The organism is Arthrobacter sp. efr-133-TYG-104 (assembly GCF_030208915.1).
In the GTDB taxonomy this organism is placed as follows: Bacteria; Actinomycetota; Actinomycetes; order Actinomycetales; family Micrococcaceae; genus Arthrobacter.
On sequence record NZ_JARVTA010000013.1, the window covers coordinates 68,127 to 91,209 of the forward strand.

The 23,083-nt window shown below is 60.8% G+C and carries 17 protein-coding genes; 12 read left to right on the forward strand and 5 right to left on the reverse strand.

Translation table 11 applies throughout. The features are described 5' to 3' along the window. Positions 1 to 25: 25 nt before the first annotated feature. Positions 26 to 3,616, reverse strand: a complete 3,591-nt coding sequence (locus QRN04_RS11030) for a S41 family peptidase (protein WP_284976072.1) — start codon at positions 3,614 to 3,616, stop codon at positions 26 to 28. An 85-nt stretch (positions 3,617 to 3,701) separates the two neighbouring features. Between QRN04_RS11030 and QRN04_RS11035 the strand changes: the two genes are divergently transcribed. Then, entirely contained in the window at positions 3,702 to 4,601 is a 900-nt protein-coding gene (locus tag QRN04_RS11035) for a TIGR01777 family oxidoreductase (RefSeq protein WP_284976073.1), read from the forward strand. Between the two features lie 60 nt (positions 4,602 to 4,661). Here QRN04_RS11035 and QRN04_RS11040 read toward each other — a convergent pair whose 3' ends face one another. Further along, complete coding sequence (locus tag QRN04_RS11040) at positions 4,662 to 6,407, reverse strand: serine/threonine-protein kinase (RefSeq protein ID WP_284976074.1); 1,746 nt, start codon at positions 6,405 to 6,407, stop codon at positions 4,662 to 4,664. 150 nt (positions 6,408 to 6,557) lie between these two features. On the opposite strand from QRN04_RS11040, the gene lipB reads away from it, so the two are divergent. The 3 genes from lipB (at position 6,558) to QRN04_RS11055 (ending at position 9,107) form a co-directional block, all read left to right on the forward strand. Then, positions 6,558 to 7,226, forward strand: a complete 669-nt coding sequence (lipB, locus tag QRN04_RS11045) for a lipoyl(octanoyl) transferase LipB (protein ID WP_284976075.1) — start codon at positions 6,558 to 6,560, stop codon at positions 7,224 to 7,226. Continuing rightward, positions 7,223 to 8,230, forward strand: a complete 1,008-nt coding sequence (lipA, locus tag QRN04_RS11050) for a lipoyl synthase (protein ID WP_284976076.1) — start codon at positions 7,223 to 7,225, stop codon at positions 8,228 to 8,230. Before lipB ends, lipA begins: the two co-directional genes overlap by 4 nt. Positions 8,231 to 8,345: 115 nt before the next feature. Continuing rightward, positions 8,346 to 9,107 (forward strand): DUF4191 domain-containing protein, encoded by a 762-nt coding sequence (locus QRN04_RS11055; RefSeq protein ID WP_284976077.1) that lies wholly within the window; start codon positions 8,346 to 8,348, stop codon positions 9,105 to 9,107. Between the two features lie 83 nt (positions 9,108 to 9,190). Here QRN04_RS11055 and QRN04_RS11060 read toward each other — a convergent pair whose 3' ends face one another. Further along, entirely contained in the window at positions 9,191 to 9,628 is a 438-nt protein-coding gene (locus QRN04_RS11060) for an RDD family protein (RefSeq protein WP_284976078.1), read from the reverse strand. Between the two features lie 312 nt (positions 9,629 to 9,940). Between QRN04_RS11060 and glnA the strand changes: the two genes are divergently transcribed. Further along, on the forward strand, positions 9,941 to 11,365 hold the full coding sequence (gene glnA, locus QRN04_RS11065) for a type I glutamate--ammonia ligase (RefSeq protein WP_284976079.1): 1,425 nt from the start codon (positions 9,941 to 9,943) through the stop codon (positions 11,363 to 11,365). On the opposite strand, the gene QRN04_RS11070 is transcribed toward glnA, so the two are convergent. Together QRN04_RS11070 and QRN04_RS11075 are read right to left on the reverse strand one after the other, a co-directional pair. Then, positions 11,362 to 12,300 carry a tyrosine-type recombinase/integrase gene (locus QRN04_RS11070; RefSeq protein ID WP_284976080.1) on the reverse strand — a complete coding sequence of 313 codons (939 nt, stop codon included), beginning with the start codon at positions 12,298 to 12,300 and terminating at the stop codon, positions 11,362 to 11,364. The two genes, glnA and QRN04_RS11070, sit on opposite strands and share 4 nt — an antisense overlap. A gap of 124 nt (positions 12,301 to 12,424) precedes the next feature. Further along, positions 12,425 to 12,988, reverse strand: a complete 564-nt coding sequence (locus QRN04_RS11075; protein WP_284976081.1) for a helix-turn-helix transcriptional regulator — start codon at positions 12,986 to 12,988, stop codon at positions 12,425 to 12,427. Between the two features lie 124 nt (positions 12,989 to 13,112). On the opposite strand from QRN04_RS11075, the gene QRN04_RS11080 reads away from it, so the two are divergent. The 7 genes from QRN04_RS11080 to pglX all read left to right on the forward strand — a co-directional run bounded on the left by QRN04_RS11080 (position 13,113) and on the right by pglX (position 23,083). Then, positions 13,113 to 13,304 (forward strand): helix-turn-helix domain-containing protein, encoded by a 192-nt coding sequence (locus QRN04_RS11080; protein WP_284976180.1) that lies wholly within the window; start codon positions 13,113 to 13,115, stop codon positions 13,302 to 13,304. Positions 13,305 to 13,545: 241 nt separating this feature from the next. Further along, the gene (locus QRN04_RS11085; protein WP_284976082.1) at positions 13,546 to 14,055 is read left to right on the forward strand and encodes a hypothetical protein; all 510 of its coding nucleotides are present in this window, start codon (positions 13,546 to 13,548) and stop codon (positions 14,053 to 14,055) included. A gap of 484 nt (positions 14,056 to 14,539) precedes the next feature. Then, entirely contained in the window at positions 14,540 to 14,734 is a 195-nt protein-coding gene (locus QRN04_RS11090; protein WP_284976083.1) for a helix-turn-helix domain-containing protein, read from the forward strand. An 88-nt stretch (positions 14,735 to 14,822) separates the two neighbouring features. Beyond that, complete coding sequence (locus QRN04_RS11095; protein ID WP_284976084.1) at positions 14,823 to 15,446, forward strand: DUF1819 family protein; 624 nt, start codon at positions 14,823 to 14,825, stop codon at positions 15,444 to 15,446. Then, positions 15,443 to 16,051: a DUF1788 domain-containing protein gene (locus QRN04_RS11100; protein ID WP_284976085.1), complete on the forward strand. Its 609-nt coding sequence runs from the start codon at positions 15,443 to 15,445 to the stop codon at positions 16,049 to 16,051. The genes QRN04_RS11095 and QRN04_RS11100 overlap by 4 nt, the downstream gene beginning before the upstream one ends. A gap of 3 nt (positions 16,052 to 16,054) precedes the next feature. Then, positions 16,055 to 19,573: a BREX system P-loop protein BrxC gene (brxC, locus tag QRN04_RS11105; RefSeq protein WP_284976086.1), complete on the forward strand. Its 3,519-nt coding sequence runs from the start codon at positions 16,055 to 16,057 to the stop codon at positions 19,571 to 19,573. 12 nt (positions 19,574 to 19,585) lie between these two features. Next, positions 19,586 to 23,083 carry a BREX-1 system adenine-specific DNA-methyltransferase PglX gene (gene pglX / locus QRN04_RS11110; protein ID WP_284976087.1) on the forward strand — a complete coding sequence of 1,166 codons (3,498 nt, stop codon included), beginning with the start codon at positions 19,586 to 19,588 and terminating at the stop codon, positions 23,081 to 23,083.

Consider the following 23,083-nt stretch of genomic DNA (forward strand, 5'->3'; position numbering starts at 1 on the left):
GCTCTTCTGTTGGAGTGTTGAAAACCTAGCTCTTCTGGGGACGGGCAGGCAACGGTTCCGGACGGACCCGACGGTATCCTTCACGGACCGGAGGACGATCGGTAGGCAATTCCTGGACCATTTCCTTCAGTGCGCCTATGCCATATTCAAGCTGGGGATCAGTCCCTGCGGCGTAGGCGTGCGGCGGGAAAAGTACCTCAATGTCCGGGTCGACACCCCTGTTTTCGACGTCCCACCCGATGCCTCCGGAAAACCATGTTGCGTAGCGTGGCTGGGTGACGCCCGTTCCATCGGCCAAGGCGAACCTGTTATCGATGCCCACTACGCCGCCCCACGTCCGTGTGCCGATCACTGGGCCGATGCCCCGCAGTTTAGAAACTTGCGTGATGATGTCGCCGTCGGAGCCGGCAAACTCGTCAGCAAGAATGATCACCGGTCCCCGCGGTGCATGGTGGGGGTAGGTCCGCGGCTTCTCGCCGCGAGGCATACTCCAACCTGTCACCTTACGGCCAATGAGTTCAGCTACGAGCTGCGAGGTGTGGCCGCCGCGGTTGCGGCGGACATCCACGATCAAGCCATCCATGGACGTTTCCGTGTCGAGATCCCGGTGCAGCTGCGCCCAACCGTGGGCCATCATGTCCGGGATGTGGAGGTAACCGAATTTACCTTCAGAGGCTGCACGGACAGTGCGTCGGTTACCGCGCACCCACTCCTGGTAGCGGAGCCGTTCTTCGTCACGTATAGGCACCACAGCAACACGACGTTGCGCCCCGGCATCTGAACCGTGCTCGCCGCCATTCAACAACGTCAACTCGACGCTACGGCTTGCCGCTCCCACCAACTGCATGGCCGGTGTCACAGCAGCGGAAAGTTCGACGCCGTCGATCGCCAGCAAGACGTCGCCCACCTTGGCGTTGACCCCCGGTCGTGTCAGGGGCGAGGTCGCAAGGGGGTCCGAGGACTCACCTGCCAAAATCCGTGTGATCTCCCAGCCCAGGGAGCCGAACCGGAATTCGGCACCGAGCCTTCCTTGGCCACTACTGCCCGGTTCGGTGACCAGTGCGGGTTTCACATACGCGTGGGAGGTCCCGAGCTCGCCATGGATCTCCCACAGGAGGTCAACGAGGTCATCATGGGAGCCAAGGCGGTCCACAATCGGCCTATACCTCTGATGAATGGAATCCCAATCCAGTCCTGCCATGTCGGGAGCCCAAAAGAAATCACGCTGCAAACGCCATGCCTCATCGAAGGCCTGTTTCCAGGTGGACACGGGATCCAGAATCACGCGGATCCGCGTGAGATCCACCTTGACCAGCTCTTCGGAATCGTCGTCCACCTTGCTGTCGGCCGGCACGGAGGTGACGTGCTGACCGAGGACAAAAACTACCCGCTGACCGTCTCCGGACACACGGTACCTGTCCACCGCGGACACGAGCGTGGCTGGTTTGCGTTTGCCAAGGTCGTAGCGGACCAGCGACGGCGGGGAGGCTTTGTCCTGCAGGGACCCCTTGCCTTCACCGGTGACACCGGAAAGTTCATTATCGAGCCACAGCAACGCGCCCTCTACAGCGGCCAAGTCGGAATAGTTGCCCTGGGGCACGGGGACCGTGATGACGCGGTGGGCCAGCCCTTCGGCGTCGACCTTCACCCCGGGAGTACCGCCGTCGGACGGCTCCTGCCCTTCAGGCTCCGGCGCATCGGTAGCGTCGAGCGTGTCAACGCTTGGCCCGAACGGGGAAGGTGTATCGGCGGCCAGAGCCACAAGATACGGCTTGATAGGGCTGGGGAAGGACAGATCAAAAGCATGTCCGTCATAAACGGGGTCGAAGCTCCGGTTGGAAAGGAATGCAAGGAACTTTCCGTCCGGCGTGAAGCTCGGCGAGTCATCACAGAAGCGACCATCGGTCACATCGACGATGACCGAGTCCGGATCGGCCGGGCGGGTCATGCGCAGCTTCGTGCGGGATCCGAAGGACGTCACCGGTTCAGCCCACGCCAGCCACTGTGAGTCCCCGGACCAGGCGAGTTGGTCTATGCTCCCTTCGCCCACGCTGATCAGGCTGGAAAGTTCGCCGGTCAAAGTATTGGCAACAAAGACATCGCCGAAGGAGGTGCCGACCGCCAACCAACGACCGTCAGGGCTGGCTGCGAGCGCGCTGGTGCGTGTGGGGGTCGGGAACTCGATCCGGCGATCTTCCGAGGCGTCGACATCGGGTGTGGGATAGCGGTTCCCGGCCGCCTGCCCGCCTGCGGCTCCACTGGCGGTGTCCGCGGACGGTTCGTTGCTGGCTGGTGCGTTACTTGCCGAGTCGGCGTTTGGCGAGTCGGCGTCTGCCGGCTGGTTGATGTTCCCGCCGGATTCCGACGCCGGAACGTTCGCGGCGTCTTGTGCGGACCCACTTTGTCCCAGCACATTGGACACCGAAACCGGCCTGGGCAACTGCTCTGCCGCAACTCCCGAAGCAACGGGCGAAGAAGCAGCGGCCTCCACGGGCGGCCGCTCCGGTGCTGCTGCCAGCGGCCGGGAAATGACGGGCTTGATGTAGAGGGCTTCCACTCCCCCGTGGTCAGCGACATAGGCGATCCGGCCGTCGTTCAGTGGTCGTGGCAGGCGGGCACGGACCCCCGGTGTTGCTTCGACCACGCGTGACGGGCCGTCCTTGTGACGGAGCCAGTGAAGGGTGCCATGCGTCTCCACGGCGCTGGCCGTACCTGCGTGGCTCGGAACGACGTCGCCAAGATGCGCCTGTACCTTCAACGGAGCGGGACGACGGCCCGGCGAAGCCGAGCCCAGGTTTACCTCTATGCGCGCCGCTTCCACTGCAGGTTCAAGGGAAGGAAGTATCCACAGTTCGCCGGCCGACTCGAAGATGACGCGGGTGCCATCAGTGCTGGCGTGCCGAACATAAAAGTCCTGGTGGTCGGTGTGTCTGCGCAGGTCCGAACCATCCGGCAGCACGGAATAGAGGTTGCCGTATCCCTCATGGTCCGAAAGAAACGCGATCCGTCCCCTGACCCACAACGGATCGGTGAGGTTGCCGTCAAGTTCCGGCACAAGGCGTTCGAACTCGCCGTTACCGTCGGCGTCGATCCACAACTTGCCTGCAGTGCCCCCGCGGTAGCGTTTCCACCAGGCGGGCTCACGTGACAGGACGCTGGCCAGCACCACTGGCTTCTCGTCGCCAACCTCGGGCCCGAACGCGACCGACTCAACTGGACCGAACGGAAGTTCGACGGCGGCACCACCGGTGAGGGGGAGGCTGTATGCATGCGTGTGGCGGCTCTCTGCCTGCTGGAACGCGCTGGTCACCACGACATCGCCGGAGGATGTGAATCCCCTGACTTTCGTCGTGCTGTGGCCGAAATAGCTCAGCTGCCTGTACCCGCCGCCGTCGACGTTGGCAGTGACAACCTCCGGCGAGGTGCCCACCACAGCCGTCCACACGAGTTGCTTCCCGTCCGGGCTGAACCGTGGGTTCCGTGCTGGCAACTGTTGGGAAGAGACCCGCCAGGCGCGGCCGCCGGAGCTTGGCGCTATCCAGACGTCGTCCTCGGCCACGAAGGTGACCAGGTCGCCGAACACATGCGGGAAACGGAGGTAGCTGGAGGAGGTCATTGTTCGATCATAGTCACGACACGCCTAACGCCCGCCGCACGTGGAGGCGTTTCGGCCACGGGCCACACACATGGTGAGATGGGTCATGCGAATAGTAGTCTCAGGAGCTTCCGGACTGATCGGCACGGCCTTGTCGGAACAGTTAACCGCGACCGGCCACGAGGTCATCTGCTTGGTGCGGCGCCCTGCCCGCTCATCAGGGGAACGAACGTGGGATCCGGCCAAAGGAGAACTCGCCCCCTCCGTCCTCGACGGGGCCGATGCGGTGGTCAACCTCTCAGGTGCCGGCATCGGGGACCGGCCTTGGACAAAGCATCGTATCCAGGTGCTCCGCGACTCGCGCCTTCAGTCCACGAACACCCTCACCGCTACCATGCGCCAACTCAGCAACCCGCCGGCGGCCTTTATCAGCCAGTCAGCTTCCGGGTATTACGGAGCTTCCCGCGAAGGTGTGTTGCGCGAAAACGCTGGCCCTGGCGGCGGCATATTGGGCCCCTTGTGCGTGGACTGGGAACGCGCGGCCCACACGGCGCCGACGGGCGTGCGAGTTGCCACCCCGCGCACGGGCGTGGTGCTCAGCACCCACGGCGGCGCACTTGGCCCGCTCCTGCCGCTCTTGAAGCTAGGTATCGGAGGGCCTTTCGGCGACGGCCGCCAGTACTGGCCTTGGATTACTTTGGCTGATGAGGTGGCTGGTCTGGCCTATCTCCTGACCTCGGATCTTGAGGGGCCCGTCAATCTCTGCGCGCCGGAAAGCGCGGACGTCAACACTATCGTTTCCCAGCTCGCAAAAACCTTCCACCGCCCGGCCTTTCTGCGGGTACCCCGGCCAGCACTTCGGCTCGTTCTGGGCCAGCTTGCGAATGAGCTGGTTTTGGCCAACCAGCGGATGGAGCCAGCCCGGCTGGCCGAGGCTGGATTCCAGTGGCAGCACCCTTCATTGGCAGACGCGATGTCTTGGTTGAGCACGGCTTCGACGCACTGACAGTCGGGAAGACCCCAGCCCAAGAACGGAGACCCTAGCCCAAGAACGCAGTCCGGCCTGTCAACGGCTGGGGAGGGGATCTTGTACATCCGCCACGCACCAAAGGTTGTCGGAGCGCACCAGATGCAGTTGAAGATGCTGCGGCGACCCAGCTCCGTGCGTCGCGATCACGACGCCGGCACCGGTCGTTTCCTGATAAGCGGACAGTGCAGTGGTCAGGGTGACCACGGCGTCGTCCGGCCTGGGCGTTCCGACGACGGCTGCATCAGTGATCGCCGTCGTGAGACCCGTAAGGCGGGTGCCGTCATTGGCGAGTCGCGCTGCCAGAGCGGAATCGGCACTTTGGGCGATGGACCCGGGAGCGTTGACCAGCCCTAACAGCTCGGGCCGCTGTTGGCTCAAAGCGAGGTCGCGCAGCGCGGACAGGGCGTGCACGGCAATGACGGGGTCCTCGGAGCGACGTTGCGTTTCGAGTTGCTCCGGAATGCCGTTGGCCTTCGATTCCACGGCTGCCCCGGTTTGCGCGGCGCTGGCCTGGGGTGCACCTGCTGGTGACCGGTACCCCTGCGCAGAAGCCCACGCGACTGTCCCTACAGTGAGCACGGCAGCCACGAGCAGGCCAAGCATCACTCGAAGACTCCGGGGGCGGTACCACCGCCGCTGCAGGTGGCGCCTGCGTCGGTCAACGTTCCGCCCCTCGGTGCCCTCCTGCTTCGTCCCCACCTTCGCGTCCCCATCAATCCGCCGTCTCGCTCCGGCAACCGGCGTCCGGCTCAGCGACTGGGAAAGACTTCGCCAGAGGGGCAGTCTTGGCGACAGGGGCAGGCTGCGGAAGCGCAGCCGCAGTCTTGATATTGATGAGGCCATTGCCCCGGAGCGGTCCACAGCTTGGCGGCTGGTCACTAACTCAGGGAGGACGGACGAGTGGACCACTCCTGATAAGTCCAACGGCTCGGGCGCCGCAGCCCGGAAGACCGCCGTCGCGAATTCCCGGCCCTCGGGGCGTGCTCTGGGATCCTCGTTCAGGGCGCTCTCCACCATGCTCGCCAAAGCCTTCGGCACATCGGGTACCAGGAGGGATAACGGCGGGCGGCGCATCGTGGACTCCGGGCTTCTTCCCGTCAGGCAGAACCACGCAAGGGCGCCCAATGAGTAAATGTCCCGATGCGGCCGCAATGCTGCGTTGTACGGGTCTTCACGGCGCGCTGCTTCAGGAGCGTCAATGAAGCCCGCTGTACCAATGTCGGGATCCCGCTCGGGGCCTCCCAATACCCGGGCCAGGCCCAAGTCGGCAAGCAGTGGCTTACCTGAGGCACTGAAGAGAACATTGCCCGGCGAAACGTCTCCGTGGACGATCCCCTGGGCATGGAGGAAGGACAGAACCTGGGCGACGGGAACCAGTACGGTGACCGTTTCGCCGATAGTCAGCTTCGCTCGGCTCGCCACCAGATTGGCCAGCGAGCCACCCGCTGCGTAGTCCATGACCACGGCCAGGGCGGTTCCGTGCCTGGGCCCGGGCTCGAGGTCATCGCTAATCTCAAGGAGATCGTGTATCCGGACTAAGTGGTCGTGCTGAACTCGAGAGAGAAGCCGTGCTTCACCGAGCACAGCGTCATGGTCACCTGCGTTCCCCGCCGGATCTGGGTCGCTAATACCGCCCCGGGAGTATTTGACCGCGAACGGGAACCCGTCCCTGTCCCTCGTGGCAAGCCACACTGACGATTGGCCGCCCTGACCCAATCGGCGCGACACCGAATAGCCCGGCAGTACGGGGGCCGCGCCAGCGGCAGAATCCACATTGTCCATGGACAAGGTTTACCGGACCGCCTGATCTCGCGCAGAAGTTATCCACAGGCGCCGCTCCTGCCCGCCAACGGAACAGGGCCGAGCTGGATGCGACTGAGAGGTTCACCACAAAACCATGGCGACTCCGCTGCTGGGTCTAAGCTTGGACGCATGACTCTTGAGTTTTCACAGCTGGGTCTTGCCCCGGATTTCGTGGATTACATGCAGGGCTGGGACCTGCAGCGCGAGATCCACAACAAGGTTGTTGCGGGCGAGAATGACAACACTGTCCTCCTCCTTGAACATGCCGCCGTCTATACGGCCGGCAAACTCACCGAGGACCACGAACGTCCCTTTGACGGGACTCCTGTGGTTCCCGTGGACCGAGGCGGAAAGTTGACGTGGCACGGACCTGGCCAACTCATCGCGTATCCCATCCTCAAGCTGAAGAACCGGGCGGGCATCCGGGACTACGTGGAGCGCCTGGAGGCCATCATGATTGCTGTGATGACCGACTACGGGATCAAAGCGGTGACGGTCAAGGGACGGGCCGGCGTCTGGGTACTCGCTGACGACAAGGGCCCTGACCGGAAAATCGCGGCCATAGGCATTCGTGTGTTGGAGGGGGTCACCATGCATGGCGTCGCCATCAACTGCAGCAACGACCTCGCCCCGTATGAACAGATCATCGCCTGCGGCATCACCGACGCCAGCGTGACCACCATGTCGATCGAAACCGGAAAGACCATCAATCCGGCAGACATTATTGACCGCTTCGTGGAAGAGTTCCGCAAGCACGAGGACGCCCTCGTATCAGCGCCAGAAGGAGCCCTCCAGTGACACTTGCACCTGAAGGCCGTAAGTTGCTTCGTGTTGAGCAGCGTAACGCGGCGGTCCCGGTTGAGCGGAAGCCCGAGTGGATCAAGGCCAAGGTCCAGATGGGTCCGGAATTTGTCGGGCTGAAGAACCTGGTGAAGAAGGAAGGCCTGCACACGGTGTGTGAAGAGGCCGGTTGTCCCAACATTTTCGAGTGCTGGGAAGACAAAGAGGCAACGTTCCTGATTGGCGGGTCCGAGTGCACCCGGCGCTGTGATTTCTGCCAGATCGATACGGGCAAGCCGTCCCCGGTGGACATGTTCGAACCCACCAAGGTGGCCCGGTCCGTGCAGTCGATGCAGTTGCGGTACGCCACTGTAACCGGGGTAGCCCGTGACGACCTCGCCGATGAAGGCGTGTGGTTGTACGCCGAGACGGTCCGGAAGATTCACGAACTGAATCCGGGAACCGGCGTGGAGCTGCTGATCCCCGACTTCTCGGGCAAACCCGAGCACATCGCGGCTATTTGCGAGTCCAAGCCGGAGGTATTCGCCCATAACGTTGAGACTGTGCCGAGGATTTTCAAGCGGATCCGTCCGGCTTTCCGGTATGAGCGGTCCCTCGATGTCATCACCCAGGGCCGCGACTTGGGCATGGTGACCAAGTCCAACTTGATCCTCGGGATGGGCGAGACCCGCGAAGAGATTTCCGAGGCCCTGCGGGACCTGCACGCAGCTGGCTGCGACCTGATCACGATCACCCAGTACCTCCGCCCGTCGGAACGGCATTTGCCCGTGGACCGGTGGGTCAAGCCGCAGGAGTTCGTGGATCTGCAGCACGAGGCAGAAGAAATCGGATTCCTCGGTGTCATGTCCGGGCCGCTGGTCCGGTCCTCGTACCGGGCAGGGCGTTTGTGGGCCACGGCGATGCGCAAGAAGGGCTGGGAGATCCCCGCGGCGCTGGCCCACATCGAGTCTTCCGGCACCACCCGCCAGGAAGCCTCCACCATCCTCGCAGCACACAGCTAAACATCGAGGCGGCCACGACACCCTGGTGTCGTGGCCGTTTCTGCTTCCACATACTCTTCTGCGTCACAGTGACCCGCTCACCCAGCGGGCTGGGATCACGTAGAATTGAGGCACTATGGCGAACTCCCCTGATTCCAGCAAATCGACTTCATCGGCCGACGCACCAAAGCGTGGGCTTTTTCAGCGAAAGCCAAAAGAGGTTAAGGCCAAAAAGCCCAGCCAGCTAAAGCAGATCGCCGAAGTCTTCACCATGACCCGCAAGAGTGATCCGCAGGTCGTCTGGATCATGCTGCTGGCATTCCTTGCCGTGGTGGCTGTGGCGTTCGTCATCGGCTATCTGTTGGAGAATTGGGTAACCGGCCTGATCATCGGAATCCCGCTGGGACTCCTGGCGGCGATCTTCCTCCTCTCACGCAGGGCAGAACGTGCCGCGTTCGCGCAGATCGAGAATCAGCCCGGAGCCTCAGGGGCGGCGCTGGGAACTCTCCGCCGCGGCTGGATCACCCAGGACCAGCCGGTAGCCGTCAACCCCCGCACCCAGGATGCGGTGTTCATGGCCATTGGCCGTCCGGGCGTGGTGCTGGTCAGCGAAGGCCCATCCCACCGAGTCAAAACCCTCGTGGATGCCGAGCGGAAGCGGCTCAACCGCATCCTTCCCAACGTCACCATCCACGTCCTTGAGTCCGGACGCGGCGAGGGCCAAGTCCCGCTGAACAAGGTCGCCAAGACCATGGGCAAGATGAAGAACGAGCTCACCAAGAACGAAGTGAACGCGGTCAGCAAGCGGATCAGCTCCCTGGGTAACAGGTTGCCAATCCCCAAGGGCATCGATCCTTACAAAGCCAGGCCCGACCGCAAGGCCGCGCGCGGGCGCTGACACGCCAGAACAATTACAGGACACAAGCGAACAGCCCCTGACCCTCTTAGAGGATCAGGGGCTGTTCGCCGTTTAGCGCGCGGCTACATCCGGATGAGTATCGTGTTGACGGCTTTGTCATGCAGGCCCCGCTGATCAGGATCGAAGACCACAGCAGGGATGACCAGACACAGGAGAACCGTCCGCACGACAGCTGCCAAGGGACCAGCAGGGCCGCCGCCGAGGCGCACCACATGGATTCCTGCCACCCTATGGCCGATGCTGTAGCCCAAGGTTCCGATCAGCAGGATCTGTTCCACGGCGAAAACTGCCAGCGTAGCCCACGGATTTCCGCCGAAGGCGAAGTTGCTGATCACCAAGGCGATAGCCCAGTCAATGCAGACGCCAAGTATGCGCCGCCCGGCCCTCGCCATGGAGCCCGGGCCTGCCTCGGGCAGGCCGAGCCGCTCGCCGGGATATTTGGAGATGCCCGAGGTGTCCGGGCCACTCAGCCAGGAGCCAATGTCTTTTCTGTCAACCACCCTCCAAGCCTAATGGCTGCACGCCAGACGTCCGACGTCGGCAGCCACTCAGTTGCGTGGACCGGCGTCGAGAGGCGTTCGCTGGTTGGACCCGCGTGGACCTGACGCGGGAAAGCCCACTACCGTTTACCTGACAGACGATTCTGTAACTTGCCGGAAACAATACCGACACCCCCGGGAAATCCCTTCTCCCTATGGTGGTGTGAGTTGCCAGCAACCATTGCCCCGGGAGATTTCTTGTCCTCGGGACTATGGTTTGGCTGGACCACGGGGCCTTCCGGGCCTGTTACTTGACATGCATAAGGAGCATAGATGTTCAAGACTGCGGACGAAGTCCTCAAGTTCATCAAAGACGAAGACGTCAAATTCGTCGATATCCGCTTCACCGATCTCCCTGGTGTTCAGCAGCACTTCAACGTGCCTGCCAAGAGCGTCGACCTCGACTTCTTCGTCAACGGTCAACTGTTTGATGGATCCTCCATCCGCGGTTTCCAGGGCATCGCCGAGTCCGACATGCAGCTCATCCCGGATGTGACCTCGGCGTTCGTCGACACCTTCCGCATCGAAAAGACCCTCGCGCTGAACTTCTCCATCGTGAACCCGCGCACGGGTGACCCGTACCACCGCGACCCCCGCGGCGTGGCTGAGAAGGCAGAGGCTTACCTGGCTTCCACGGGCATCGCCGATACCGCGTTCTTCGCTCCCGAGGCCGAGTTCTTCGTCTTCGACAACATCCAGTACCAGTCCTCACCGCAGGGCAGCTTCTACAAGATCGATTCCGAAGAAGCACACTGGAACACGGGCCGCAAGGAAGAAGGCGGAAACCTCGGCTACAAGACCCCCGTCAAGGGCGGTTACTTCCCGGTCTCCCCCACCGATAAGCAGGCTGACCTCCGTGACGCCATGTGCGTCGAACTGGACAAGGCCGGCCTCGAGGTCGAGCGCTCCCACCACGAAGTTGGATCTGCCGGCCAGGCCGAAATCAACTACAAGTTCACTACGCTGACGCATGCGGCAGATGACCTCCAGAAGTTCAAGTACGTCATCAAGAACACCGCGGACGCCTGGGGCAAGTCTGTGACGTTCATGCCGAAGCCGGTCTTCGGTGACAACGGCTCGGGCATGCACTGCCACCAGTCGCTGTGGAGCAACGGCGACCCGCTGTTCTACGACGAGAAGGGCTACGCGGGACTCTCCGACACTGCACGCTGGTACATCGGCGGCCTGCTCAAGCACTCCTCCGCCGTCTTGGCCTTCACCAACCCCACGGTGAACTCCTACCGTCGACTGGTCAAGGGCTTCGAAGCTCCCGTGAACATGGTCTACTCGCAGGGCAACCGCTCTGCAGGTATCCGTATCCCGATCACGGGAACCAACCCGAAGGCCAAGCGCATCGAATTCCGCGCTCCGGACCCGTCGTCCAACCCGTACCTGGCGTTCGCTGCCCAGCTGATGGCCGGTATTGACGGCATCCGCAACCGCATCGAGCCGCCGGCACCGATCGACAAGGACCTCTACGAGCTCCCCGCCGAAGAAGCCAAGGACATTCCGAAGGCTCCGGGTTCCTTGGAAGAGGCCCTCGAGGCCCTGCGCGAGGACAACGAATTCCTCCAGGCCGGTGGCGTCTTCACCCAGGACCTGATCGACACTTGGATTGACTACAAGTACGAGAACGAAATCCGCCCGCTGTCACTGCGCCCGAACCCTTACGAGTTCGAGCTCTACTACGGCGTCTAGCTAGATGACAGGGCTAAAGGGGATTTAGTCCGCAGAGAGTCCGCACGAGCTGCCAGCACTTCAGAAACGGCCGCTCGTGCGGACTCTTCTTTGTCGGGCCACATATGCCCATAAACGTCCAGTGTCGTCTTCGCTGAAGCGTGCCTCATTGATTTCTGAACCACCTTCACGTCGAGGCCCTTGGATATCAACAGCGAAGCAAAATAATGCCTTAGGTCATGGAACCGGAAACCTTCAGGCAAACCGCTAACGGTCGCCCGTGCCTGGCGAAAATTGGACTCGAGCCTGTGCGGCGAGATGGACTGTCCCCATTCGTTGGTCACGATTGTGTCACTGCTCCACCTTGTGGGGTTCCTCGACAGTTGGAGGCACAGGTCCTGAGGAATAGGGATGGGATTCTTGGATTGCTCGGTCTTTAGTTCCGCGCCTGGGTATTGGATTGCTGGCCTGATGATCCCACGCATGAAATCCACATCCGAGACGCGAAGGGCAACCACCTCAGCGACTCTCAGGCCCGCGAATGCTGCTAGAAGCACGGCGGGTTGCAGACCTTCCGGCATCGCGTCATGCAGCGCCCACACCTGCTCCGTCGTGGCCACATAGGTCCGCTGCCTGCCTGCCTTGGGTGCTGTGCGCCTGCTCAGCGGAGACTTCGGCAACAGCCCGTCATGCACAGCATCCCCGAACAACTGCCCCAGTCTCGAGTGCAGCGCGTAAACCGTCGAATCAGCCAAGCCTTCGCCACTAAGTTTCGCTGTCCAGGCCTTGACCTCGGACGGCCGGACACTTCTCAACGTCCGGTCCCCGAAAACGGCATTGATCCGCTTCAGGTGGGTTTTCGCCTGTCGTACCGTCGATGGCCGGTGATTCTCGTACCCCTTGAGCCACATTTCGGACCATTGGCTGACTGTCGTGAGCGCCGTCTTGGGATCCACGTATGTCCCAGTGACAATGGTCGCTGTCACCTCGTCAAGCCACCTCTGGCCATCTATCTTCCGAGCGAAGTGTCGTGCGTGCTCACATCCAGAATGGTCGCGGTAGCGGGCACGCCAGCGCCCGTCACGCCTCTTCTGAATACTGGCCATCTGCAACCTCCCCAGGGAACCACCCGTCCTCGAGCGCCTGCCCCAATATGGCTCCCCTGACAGCCTGTTCGGGCGAGATATCCACCATTTCTCGCCCGAGGCTCAATAGCTCTTGCCGCACGGAAGAGGCCACGTCGTCGTTTGTGGAATGTTCAACGGCTGATATCTGAAGCTTGAGCACCTGCCGCGCCATGATGTATCCCTTGACGGCAGCGTCCACCCCGTTCTGAAATTCGGTCATCGACTCTATTGCAGATCTCAGGTCATCCAGCTCCTCCTTGACCGTAGTTGGCAGGATCATTTCCTCAATGTGACTGTCCAGAACCTCAGCTAGTGCGCGAGCCTCGCCAAGCCTCAAGGGGCGCTCGTACTTCTCGGTCCGCGAGACCGTCATTTGTGTGTAATTCCCCCAGCCAGCCTCTACCATGCGGCGCGCCAACTCCGTCTGTGTCCAGCCCCGGTTTTCCCGCGCCATCTTCATATTCTCGGCAAATCTTCGTTCGTCTTCGGGCACGGTGTCCAGCGTCTTCTCGACCATGACACCATTGTCCCACAAATCTGGTGATCTCAACTACCAATTTAGATGATTAGGGGTATCATCAAAACTGTTGATGTGAACCACCGAAGATGATGAAGGATGAGTTGTGGATGAAGATCGTGTTGTGCGGCTACTCACAATCGAGGAAGTAGCGACCATGCTTAGGAAATCACCGGGGCAACTGCGCTGGATGATTCACCAAGGATCAGCGCCCGCTTCCGCCAAGATAGGTGGCAGGCGCCTGTTCAGAGAAAAAGACTGTGTGGCCTATGTGAACGCGGCGTTTGCGGCTCCGAGCTCAACAGGTGACAAGTGAAGTATTTCGTTAGAAACACGTCTCCAGCTAGTTACTTTGGCGGACTCCAAGAACAGGCGAGGAGGGACAGCCAGCCGGCGTTGCTTCAAAGAATCCTTGGATGGGTACTACGGAAGAAACCTGCCGCGAATGGACCGAAAGGGGGGCCCGGACCAGTCCAGTTCGAAGTACTGACCCCCGGGGAACTACTTCGCCCGTCCGACGGCAACAGGGTGACGGTTGAGCGAGGAACCGCGCCCAAATGACAGACGCCCGACATCCAGAACGTTGGCTGAATGATAAACGTATCCAGCGACTCTCCGGTGATGAGTACCGCGCCTACAGTCTGAGTCTGATGTGGGCTGTTTCAAACCGAACCGATGGGCTTATCGAGGAGATCGACCTAGCTGCAATTCCGCACATCAGGCAAGAGCACGCAAAAGCACTCGTCAAGGCTGGACTGTGGTGCAAGTGCGAACAAGGATGGATGATTATCGACTTCGCAACGACGCAAACTAGCAAGTCGGAGATAGAAGCATCCGAGAGAGCAAGGAGAAAGGAGGCCGAACGTAAAGCCGCCAGTAGGGCCAGGTCCAAGGAAGGGCAAGCAGAGCAAGGTGCTGGAGAAAGTGCAGCGCTGAACGTCACGTCCGAGCCCGTGACGCCCGCTCCTGGCTTGAGCGACTCGACGTGGTCAAAACGCCAAGACGACGCCTGGTTGAAGTACAGCTCTCCAATAGAAGCCGTTCCATCAGCTCCGGGTCCAAGGTGAAATAGCATTCCCCTAAACGGCGAGGCCAGGGCCTGCGCCGGTTGGTGAACACTTGTTCCGCATTAGCGGGACCCTGCGGAGCGTCAGTGGGTGCGCTTGACTGACTTCCGCGGGAAGCCCCAGTTGACGACCCTCCCTGATCGACTAAATCGGGGGTAGTCCATGTGATCGCCGGCCGGACAGTTCAGACCGTTCCCCAGCGCGCTGCGGCACACCTGAATGCAGTGTTGCTCTTCTGCCAACTCGATCCGTTACCATCGATCAATTGCCGACAGAATTTGCATTTCTCCCGCAACGAAACGCCAATTTCGGCCCAGCGTGAACCTCTGATCTCGTCCGAAAGAGAAGAGACCCACTAAAGTTTGCGCCCGCTCAAAGCTGGGTGGAGCCGGGCCTCGACCGGTCAAACGGGGTCCAAAGGCGACTCTCAGGTAGTATCAGGGGCGCGGGTCCCTGAGGCCACAAAAGTACTGAGAGGACCGAAATGCCGGAGCCTTGGCTCTCTGCTGACGACATTGCCGTGCGTCTCGTCATCACAAAGGACACGGTCTATTCCTGGATCGCCGACAAAGGCATGCCCGCGCACAAGATCGGGCGCCTTTGGAAATTCCAAACCAGCGAGATCGACGACTGGGTCCGCGCTGGTGGCGGCGAAGCATCGCGACTCGGCCCCAACTGATTTGCTGTCCCCTTCGAACTGCCCCGACGTCAATGTCGGTCAGCCCATATATGCTGACCCACTGCCTAATTCCCGAAGGGAGGTCCCCGTGACCACAAGCATCCACTCACACGATCGCTATGCACTTTCCTTCACAAGCGGAGGACTCCTTGTGCGCGAGGCAGACGTGATCGTCGGCGAGTATCTACGCTCGCGCGACTGGGTGACGGTACGTCGTGCAGTCATTGAGAAGAACCTGCTGCAGGCGCGTACGACTTCGTCGAGTGTTCGCGTGACGCGGGAGACGATCCAGCGGCTGAGTGTGTTCGATGAGTCGGAACTTGAACTCGTCGCAGAGTCGAGTCTCACCGAGCGTCGTCACTTGATGTGGGTCGCTGCATGCCGTCGCTACGAGCTAATTGGTGACTTCGCGGAGGAGGTCGTTCGCGAACGGTTCCTCCTTATGACTCCGACGGTCGGTACCGGAGACTTTGAGCGGTTTATGACGGGCAAGATCTTGTGGCACCCCGAGCTTGACGAGTTGAAGTCCTCAACGCGGGCCAAGCTCCGGCAGTGCCTCTTCCGGATGCTGCACGAAGCGGGCTTCCGCAGCGAAGAAGGCGTTATCGTTCCGGCGGTGCTCTCAGAGCGAGTCCACGAAGCCCTTGCTGCACGCGGCCCAAGCGACATCCGATTCTTCCCCACCATTCTGCCCCTGAAGGCGATGCGATGAGCACGAGCAAGCGAAGCCTCACGAGCGATGAGAAGCACGTCTACGACGTGCTACGCAGTGCGCGGTTCTTGAAGATGGAGGGCCTCTCTAAGGAGGTGCCGTTCTTCATCTATCACTACCCGCCCGTGTGGGCGCGCGACGTCGAAGGCCTCCGCGACCGCGTAATCACGAAACTCCGTAGCGACGACGGATTGAACGTCGTGGAGATCAACCTCTACGACCTTGCCGTGCAGCTGCTCAGGGAACGTGGGGTGTGGGATCGCGTCTTGGCACTGGAACCGGATATGGACAAGGCCGAGTTCCGGGAGACGTTGCAGGGCATGCTTGACCCACACGATCACCTCGCACCCGCGATCCGCGCCCGTCTGGACGCCGAGCCGAGCGACATGGTCTTCCTCGCAGGCATAGGCGAGGTCTTTCCCTTCATTCGCACCCACACAGTGCTGGAGAACCTTCAAAGTGTCGTGACGGGTCGGCCGATGCTGGCGTGGTTCCCGGGGACATACGAATTCACCCAGGCCAGTGGTCACCAGCTTCGGGCGCTTAACCTCAGCGCAAGCGATAGCTACTACCGCGCCAAGGACATTCTGGAACAGGAAGCATAAGCGATGACCACTATCAACGAAATCTTTGCCAAGCCGATCAGCCGGGCCATCGAGGGAGTTATCAAAGCTGATGACACTTCCCACCTCGCCACCGAGGTCGAGGAGTACGTCCTCACGAACGAGGCAGCCAAGGGTCTCGAACATGTGCTGGAAGCGTACACGAACTACAGGAACGCCAATGGCGTCTGGATCTCGGGCTTCTTCGGCTCCGGCAAGTCACACTTGCTGAAGATGCTCGCGCACCTCCTCGGCGACATCCATGGCCACGACTACCCGCGTGCCAAAGTCTCCGCGTACTTCCGCGGAAAGGCTGACGACGCGTTCCTGCCCGCGCTGATCGAAAAGGCAGACCGCATCGCCGCGAAGAGCCTGCTATTCAACATCGACCAGAAGGCCACGCTGATCTCGAAGGATCAGAATGACGCCCTCCTCAAAGTATTCGTGAAGATCTTCGACGAATCCCGCGGATACTACGGAAACCAAGGCCACATTGCCCGCTTTGAACGCGACCTCGACAGTCGCGGGCAGTACATCGCTTTCAAGGCCGCATTCGAGCGCATCGCCGGTATCCCGTGGACTCAGGGACGCGAACAGGCCGCACTCGAAGCCGGGCACATCGACCAAGCCTTCGCCGAGGTCAACGGCACTGAGAGTCCCGGCATTATCCGTCAATACAGCACCAGCTATTCGGTCTCGATCGAGGACTTCGCCGACGAGGTCGCGGCCTGGCTGGACCAGCAACCCGACGGGTTCCGGCTAAACTTTTTCGTGGACGAAGTCGGCCAGTTCATCGGCACAAACACCCAGCTGATGCTGAATCTTCAAACCATCGCCGAATCCCTGGCCACCAAATGTAAGGGGAGGGCGTGGATCTTCGTCACCTCGCAGGAAGACATGGAGAAGGTCGGCGGTGACCGCACGAAGTCGCAGGCCAACGACTTTTCCAAGATTCAGGCCCGTTTCATGAACCGGCTTAAGCTCACTAGCCAGGACGTTGAAGAGGTCATCCGTAAGCGCCTACTCGACAAGACGGATGTTGCTACAACCGATCTGGCGGGGATCTACGCAACTGAGCACGCGAACTTCAAGACACTCTTCGACTTCGTCGAGGGGCGCCACTATCCGAATTACCGCGACGAAACCCATTTCGTCGGCACATACCCGTTCGTGAGCTATCAGTTCCCGCTCTTCCAGTCCGCCATCGAGGGCATCAGCGACCACTATATATTCGAGGGGCGGAACAGCTCGGTCGGGGAGCGTTCCATGCTGGGTGTCGTACAGGAAGTTGCCCGCGCATTGGCCGACAAGCCTCTCGGCCAGCTCGCCTCCTTCGACCAGATGTTTGAAGGCATCCGTGCCTCGCTGAAATCAGCGAACCAGCGTGCTATCAACGACGCGGAACGCAGTCCGTCGCTGCCGCCGCTTGCGATTCGCCTCCTCAAGGCCCTCTTCCTGGTCAAGTACGTGGATACCTTCAAGGCGACGCCACGTAACCTCACCGTGCTCGTCTATGACCGTTTCGGTACCGACCTCACGCAGCTCGGCAAGGACGTCAACGAAGCCCTTGCCGCGCTGGAAGCGCAAACCTACATCCAGCGCAATGGAGACGTCTACGACTACCTCACTAACGAAGAGCAAAAAATTGAGCAGGAGATCAAGAACGTCGACATCGACAATTCCGAGGTCTCCAAGAAGCTCTCCGACCTGCTCACCGGCTCGGTCATCAAGGCGACCAAGGTCGTCTACAGCAAGAACGGACAGAACTTCCCGATCGGGTTCAAACTCGACGGGCAGGCGATGAGCAAACAGCACGAGCTCGCCCTGCACTTCACCAGTCCCGAGACCGAATTTAGCCTAGAGCAAATCAAAGCCCACAGCGCCGGCCTCGATGAACTTCGCGCTGTGCTCCCGCCTGAGACCGACCGGATCCTCGCCGACCTACGGCTCCTGCTCAAGACCGCTAAGCACGTCAAGCGCGCCCAAGGAGCCAGCCGTACACCGATCGAGCAGACGATCCTACAAATCAAGGGCACTCAGAACGCCGAGCGGGAGAATGAGATTGTCGAACGCCTCCGCACCGCTGTCGGCCGCTCCACCCTGATTCACAACGCAGGCATCCTTGATGTCGCCTCGTCTGACGCCGTGACTCGCATAAACGACGGCTTCCAGAAGGTCATCGCGGCGACATACACGAATCTCACCCTGCTGGGCGGCATGAGCTTCACTGAGCAGCAGCTATCCACGTTCGTGAACCCTCCTGAGGTAGCCCTGTTCGAGGAGACCGCCAGTATCCTGGCTGTGCCCGGTGATGATGTCCTCGCGCACCTGGAGATGAGCGGTAAGCGCCATGTGCAGGTGACGATGAAGCACCTTCTCGAGAAGTACACGACCAAGCCGTACGGCTGGGACCAGTGGTCGATTGCGGCCATAGTGGGCTACCTCGCCGGTGGATCAAAGATCGAAATCCAGCTCAACGGCAAGGTGCTCGCGCGCACTGAAATAACCCCAGCGCTACGCAACACTCAGAGCTACCCGAACATGGTCATCGCCCTCCAGCGGGTATTCGATTCGAAGGTAGTGGGTGCATTCCGGAAGTTCGTGATCGAGCTAACCGACGACGGGGCGATCACCAAGGATCCGCTGGAGCTTGCCCACGTTGGCAAGAAGCATCTCGACGCGAAGCTCACCGAACTGAAGGGGCTGCGGGCCGGCTCCCGGTATCCGTTCATTGACCAGCTCGACGAGCCGATCCGCTTACTCGACGAACTGTCCAGCAACAAGGCCGAGTGGTTCGTCACCGACTTTGCGGGCGCCGACGAGCTACTGGAAGCAAAAGACAATGTAATCGACCCGATCAAGGCATTCCTGCACGGTGCCCAATGCGCCATCTACGACAGCGCCGCGGCGTTCATGATGGCGAATCAGCCCAACATCGCCTACCTTCCAGCCGACTCCGCCGACGCAGTTGCTTCCGCCCTTGCCGACCCACAAATCTACCGGGGCAGCAAGACCACCAATTTAGGGGCTGCGGTCAAGGCCTTGAAGGACCAGCTCAGCGATGTGATCGAGGCGCACCGCGCTGCCGCCACGGCAGACATCAAGGCTCGCTGGAATCAGGTGCCCGCCAGCCCGGCATACAGGAATGCGACCGACGTCGCCCAGCAGGCGGTGACACGCAGGGCCCAGGGCATCCTCGACCGGGTCGAGCAGGAAACACAGATCCCCGCGATCAATAGTCTGGCCTCGCAGTTCGCAGACTCGATCTACCCGCAGATTCTTGATGCGCTGGATGCGGCACGAGTTTCCCCCGTGCTGGAGCCGCCGATCCCGGGGGCCGACGCGAGTTCTTCGGAGCCGACGTCGGTGCCCGCGCCGATCAAGCAGAGCGTCTCGATCTCTAAGCTTGTGTTGCCCGGCGCTGGTCAGGTGCTCGAAACTGAGGCCGACATCGACGGCTACCTCAACCAGCTGCGCACAATGTTGCTCGCAACCATCCATGACAACAAGCGCATCACGCTCTAGGACGCTACCGAAATGAACACGAAACCTCTGGAGCGCTTCGCCACGCAAGCACGCCGCGACCTCCTCGCTGCCGTCGACGCGCAGGCCACCGCCGTGCTCGCCCCAGGATCCGTTGCCCGCACCGAGCGAGGCGAAGCGGTGAAGACGCTCGAAGTCGAGATCACTGCACATGGCCGCCCCCACGTGATCGACAAGGTTGCCTACACGTGGTTTAACCGGATTATCGCTCTGCGCTTCATGGACGCCTGCAGCTACACCGACGCCGGTGTCGTTTCGCCCGCCCAGGGCCAGGCGCACGGCCAGCCAGAGATCCTCGCGGATGCCAAGCGCGGCAACCTCGATGCCGACGTTGTAATCAACAGGAACACGGAAGAAGCGATCATCGGGCTGCTTGACGGCACACGCCGCAGCTCCGATGCCGAAGGTGAAGCCTATGCACTGCTTTTGACCGAATACTGCCGCTATTGGCATAAGTCGATGCCGTACATGTTCGAACCTGAGGGCGACTACACCGAGCTGCTTGTACCCATGGGGCTACTCGCCGACGGCGCAATCCTGTCCGAGGCGCGGAAGGTGCTCACAGATGAGGTTTGCGACGACGTCGAAGTAATCGGGTGGCTCTACCAGTTCTACATCTCGGAGAGAAAACAAGACATATTCGACAGCAAGGTCAAGCGCGGAGCCGAAGAGATCCCAGCAGCGACCCAGCTCTTCACACCCCACTGGATCGTCCGCTACCTCGTCGAAAACTCCCTAGGGCGCTTGTGGATGCTTAACCGGCCCACATCACGCCTTGTAGATCAGATGGACTACTACATCGCCCCGGTGGATGAAGAAACTAAGTTCCTAAGGATCGCTGGCCCCGAAGAGCTGACCGTCATCGACCCCGCCTGCGGCTCAGGCCACATGCTCACCCACGCCTTCGACCTGCTCTACGCCATTTACGAGGAGGAGGGCTTCGCGCCTTCGGACATCCCGGGTCTCATCCTCACTCACAACCTCTACGGCACCGAGATCGACCCTCGAGCAGGGGCATTAGCTGCTTTCGCGCTTACGATGAAAGCGCGGGCCAAGCAGCGGACCTTCTTCAACAAGCAGGTCGAACCCAACATCTGCGTGATTGAACGGATCTCGTTCAGCCCCGACGAGCTGGACTTCCTCGTGACCAAGAGTGGTGACAAGCACGCCGAGGAAGACTTCTGGAATCAATTTCGGCATGCAGACATCCTCGGCGCCCTCATCCAGCCGGATCCGCAGCTGACCGCACGGAGTACAGGCCACCTGGGGACGCTCGACTTTGATGGGGACATGCTGGCATCCGAGATCCTGGAACGCGCTCGGGGCGTTGTCCGACAAGCCGAGTTTCTCCTGCCGCGCTATGACGTGGTGGTCACTAACCCGCCCTACATGGGCAGCGGAAACATGTCCGACGCTCTTGCGGCTGAACTCGCGGATCGCTTCGCAAACGGCAAGTCGGACTTGATGACCGCTTTTATGCTCCGCTCATCTGGCTTGACGCGCCAGGACGGCTTTTGGGCCATCATCGATCTTCCCTCTTGGATGGTGCTGAAGTCGTACGAGAAGCTGCGACTGCAGTTGTTTGCTGCGGAATTTCTAGTGTGTATGGCCCAGTTCGGCCGCGGGGTATGGGGATCTGACTTCGGATCCGTGGGGTTTGTCTTCCAGAAGGCTGCACCGAACGGTCGACATGGCTCTTACCGGAAGCTGTTTGAACGTCACGTTGACGTGCGTAGCAATGCCGAAATCGAAGCACTCTTCAGGGACTCGAGTTACAACGCCTTTACAGTCTCGCAGGACGATTACTCAACTATCCCCGGCTCGCCGGTCGTGTACTGGCTCTCCGAAGCCGTGCGCCGAGCGTTCACGGACGGAGTTCCACTCAACGAACTCGCCGAGCCGCGGCAGGGTCTCCTCACAGGCGACAGCGACTCCTTCGTGCGTCAGTGGTGGGAAGTTTCCGGTGACCGCACTTCGCTTGCATGCGACTCCCGTGAGACGGCAAGGGCGTCCCGTGCCCGTTGGTTCCCTTACAACAAGGGCGGGGAGTTCCGGAAGTGGTATGGAAATCACGAACATCTCGTCAACTGGGAAGACGATGGACGAGTAGTTCGCACCTTCGGAGCAGAAAACGGTGGCCGCGTGCGTTCGCGGCCACAGAACGCCGACTACTACTTCAGGCCCTCCGTGTCCTGGTCTAACGTTAGCTCTGGTGCTCCGGCCTTTCGTTCGTACCCACCGGGGTTTATCGCAGCGGGAAGCACCGGTGACGGGGTTTACCCGCGGTCAGACGGGCTGGCTTTCACCCTGCTGGGGATCTTGAACTCCTCGGTCACGCACGAACTTCTCGCCGCAATCGCGCCGACGATTACTTTTAACGTTGGCACGATCGCCAACCTCCCGATCATTCAGCCGCCACCGGACAGCGAACTCGAGAGCGGCGTTCGTAAGTTGATTACTATTGCCCGCGAGGACTGGAATCAGTCTGAGATGTCTTGGGGGTTCGAGACTAACTCGCTAATGAGCCAGGGTTCTACCTCTGTCGAAGAGGCGGTGCGACTCCATCATGTATCGAGCGACGAAGTCGCTGAGCGTGCTCGCTTCCTTGAACAGCAAAACAACGAATACGTCGCCAAGCTCTACGGTTTGGCCGGCGACGTTGAAACCAACGTGGACTTGTCTCGTGTCTCGTTGAGCTGCAACACCAGCTTCAAGTTTGGTGCCGGGATGTCGGGCGCGGAGTACAAGAAGCGGTTTACAACAGCAGCGGTCCAGGACCTTGTCTCTTACGCGATTGGCTGCATGTTCGGTCGATACAGCCCCGACGAGAAGGGCCTTATCCTCGCCGACCAATGCGCAACTGTTCAGGAGTACTTTGCGAGGGTACCGGAACCGACTTTCCCACCTGACACCGACAACGTAATCCCGTTGGTAGACGACGGCTGGTTCGAGGATGACATCGTAGAGCGATTCCGCCAGTTTCTGCGCAGAGCGTTTGGGGAAGAGCGCTTCGAGGAGAATTTGCGCTTCGTCGGGGAGGCGCTTGGTGTGAAGAACCTGCGCGACTACTTCATCACCAGGGCGGGCAAGTCGAAGTTTTACGACGACCATGTGCAGCGGTACAAGAAGCGCCCGATCTACTGGATGTTTTCCAGCCCAAGGGGCTCGTTCAACGCGCTGATTTATATGCACCGTTACAACCCATCTACGGTCCCGACGGTGCTCAATGAGTACCTGCGCGAGTACCGAGCCAAATTGGAGGTCGCACTCATCAACGCCGAGCAGGCTGCAGCCGCTGGCTCCACCAAGGACCTGAAGGAAGCCGACCGCCTACGCAAGGTGATCGCGGAGCTTCGTGACTACGAACACGACGTGCTCTACCCATTGGCAACCCAGCAACTCACGATCGACCTCAGCGACGGTGTAAAGGCGAACTACCCCAAGTTCTATCCGGCGCTGAAGAAGATTGTCGGGCTGGAGGCGGCAGAGTGA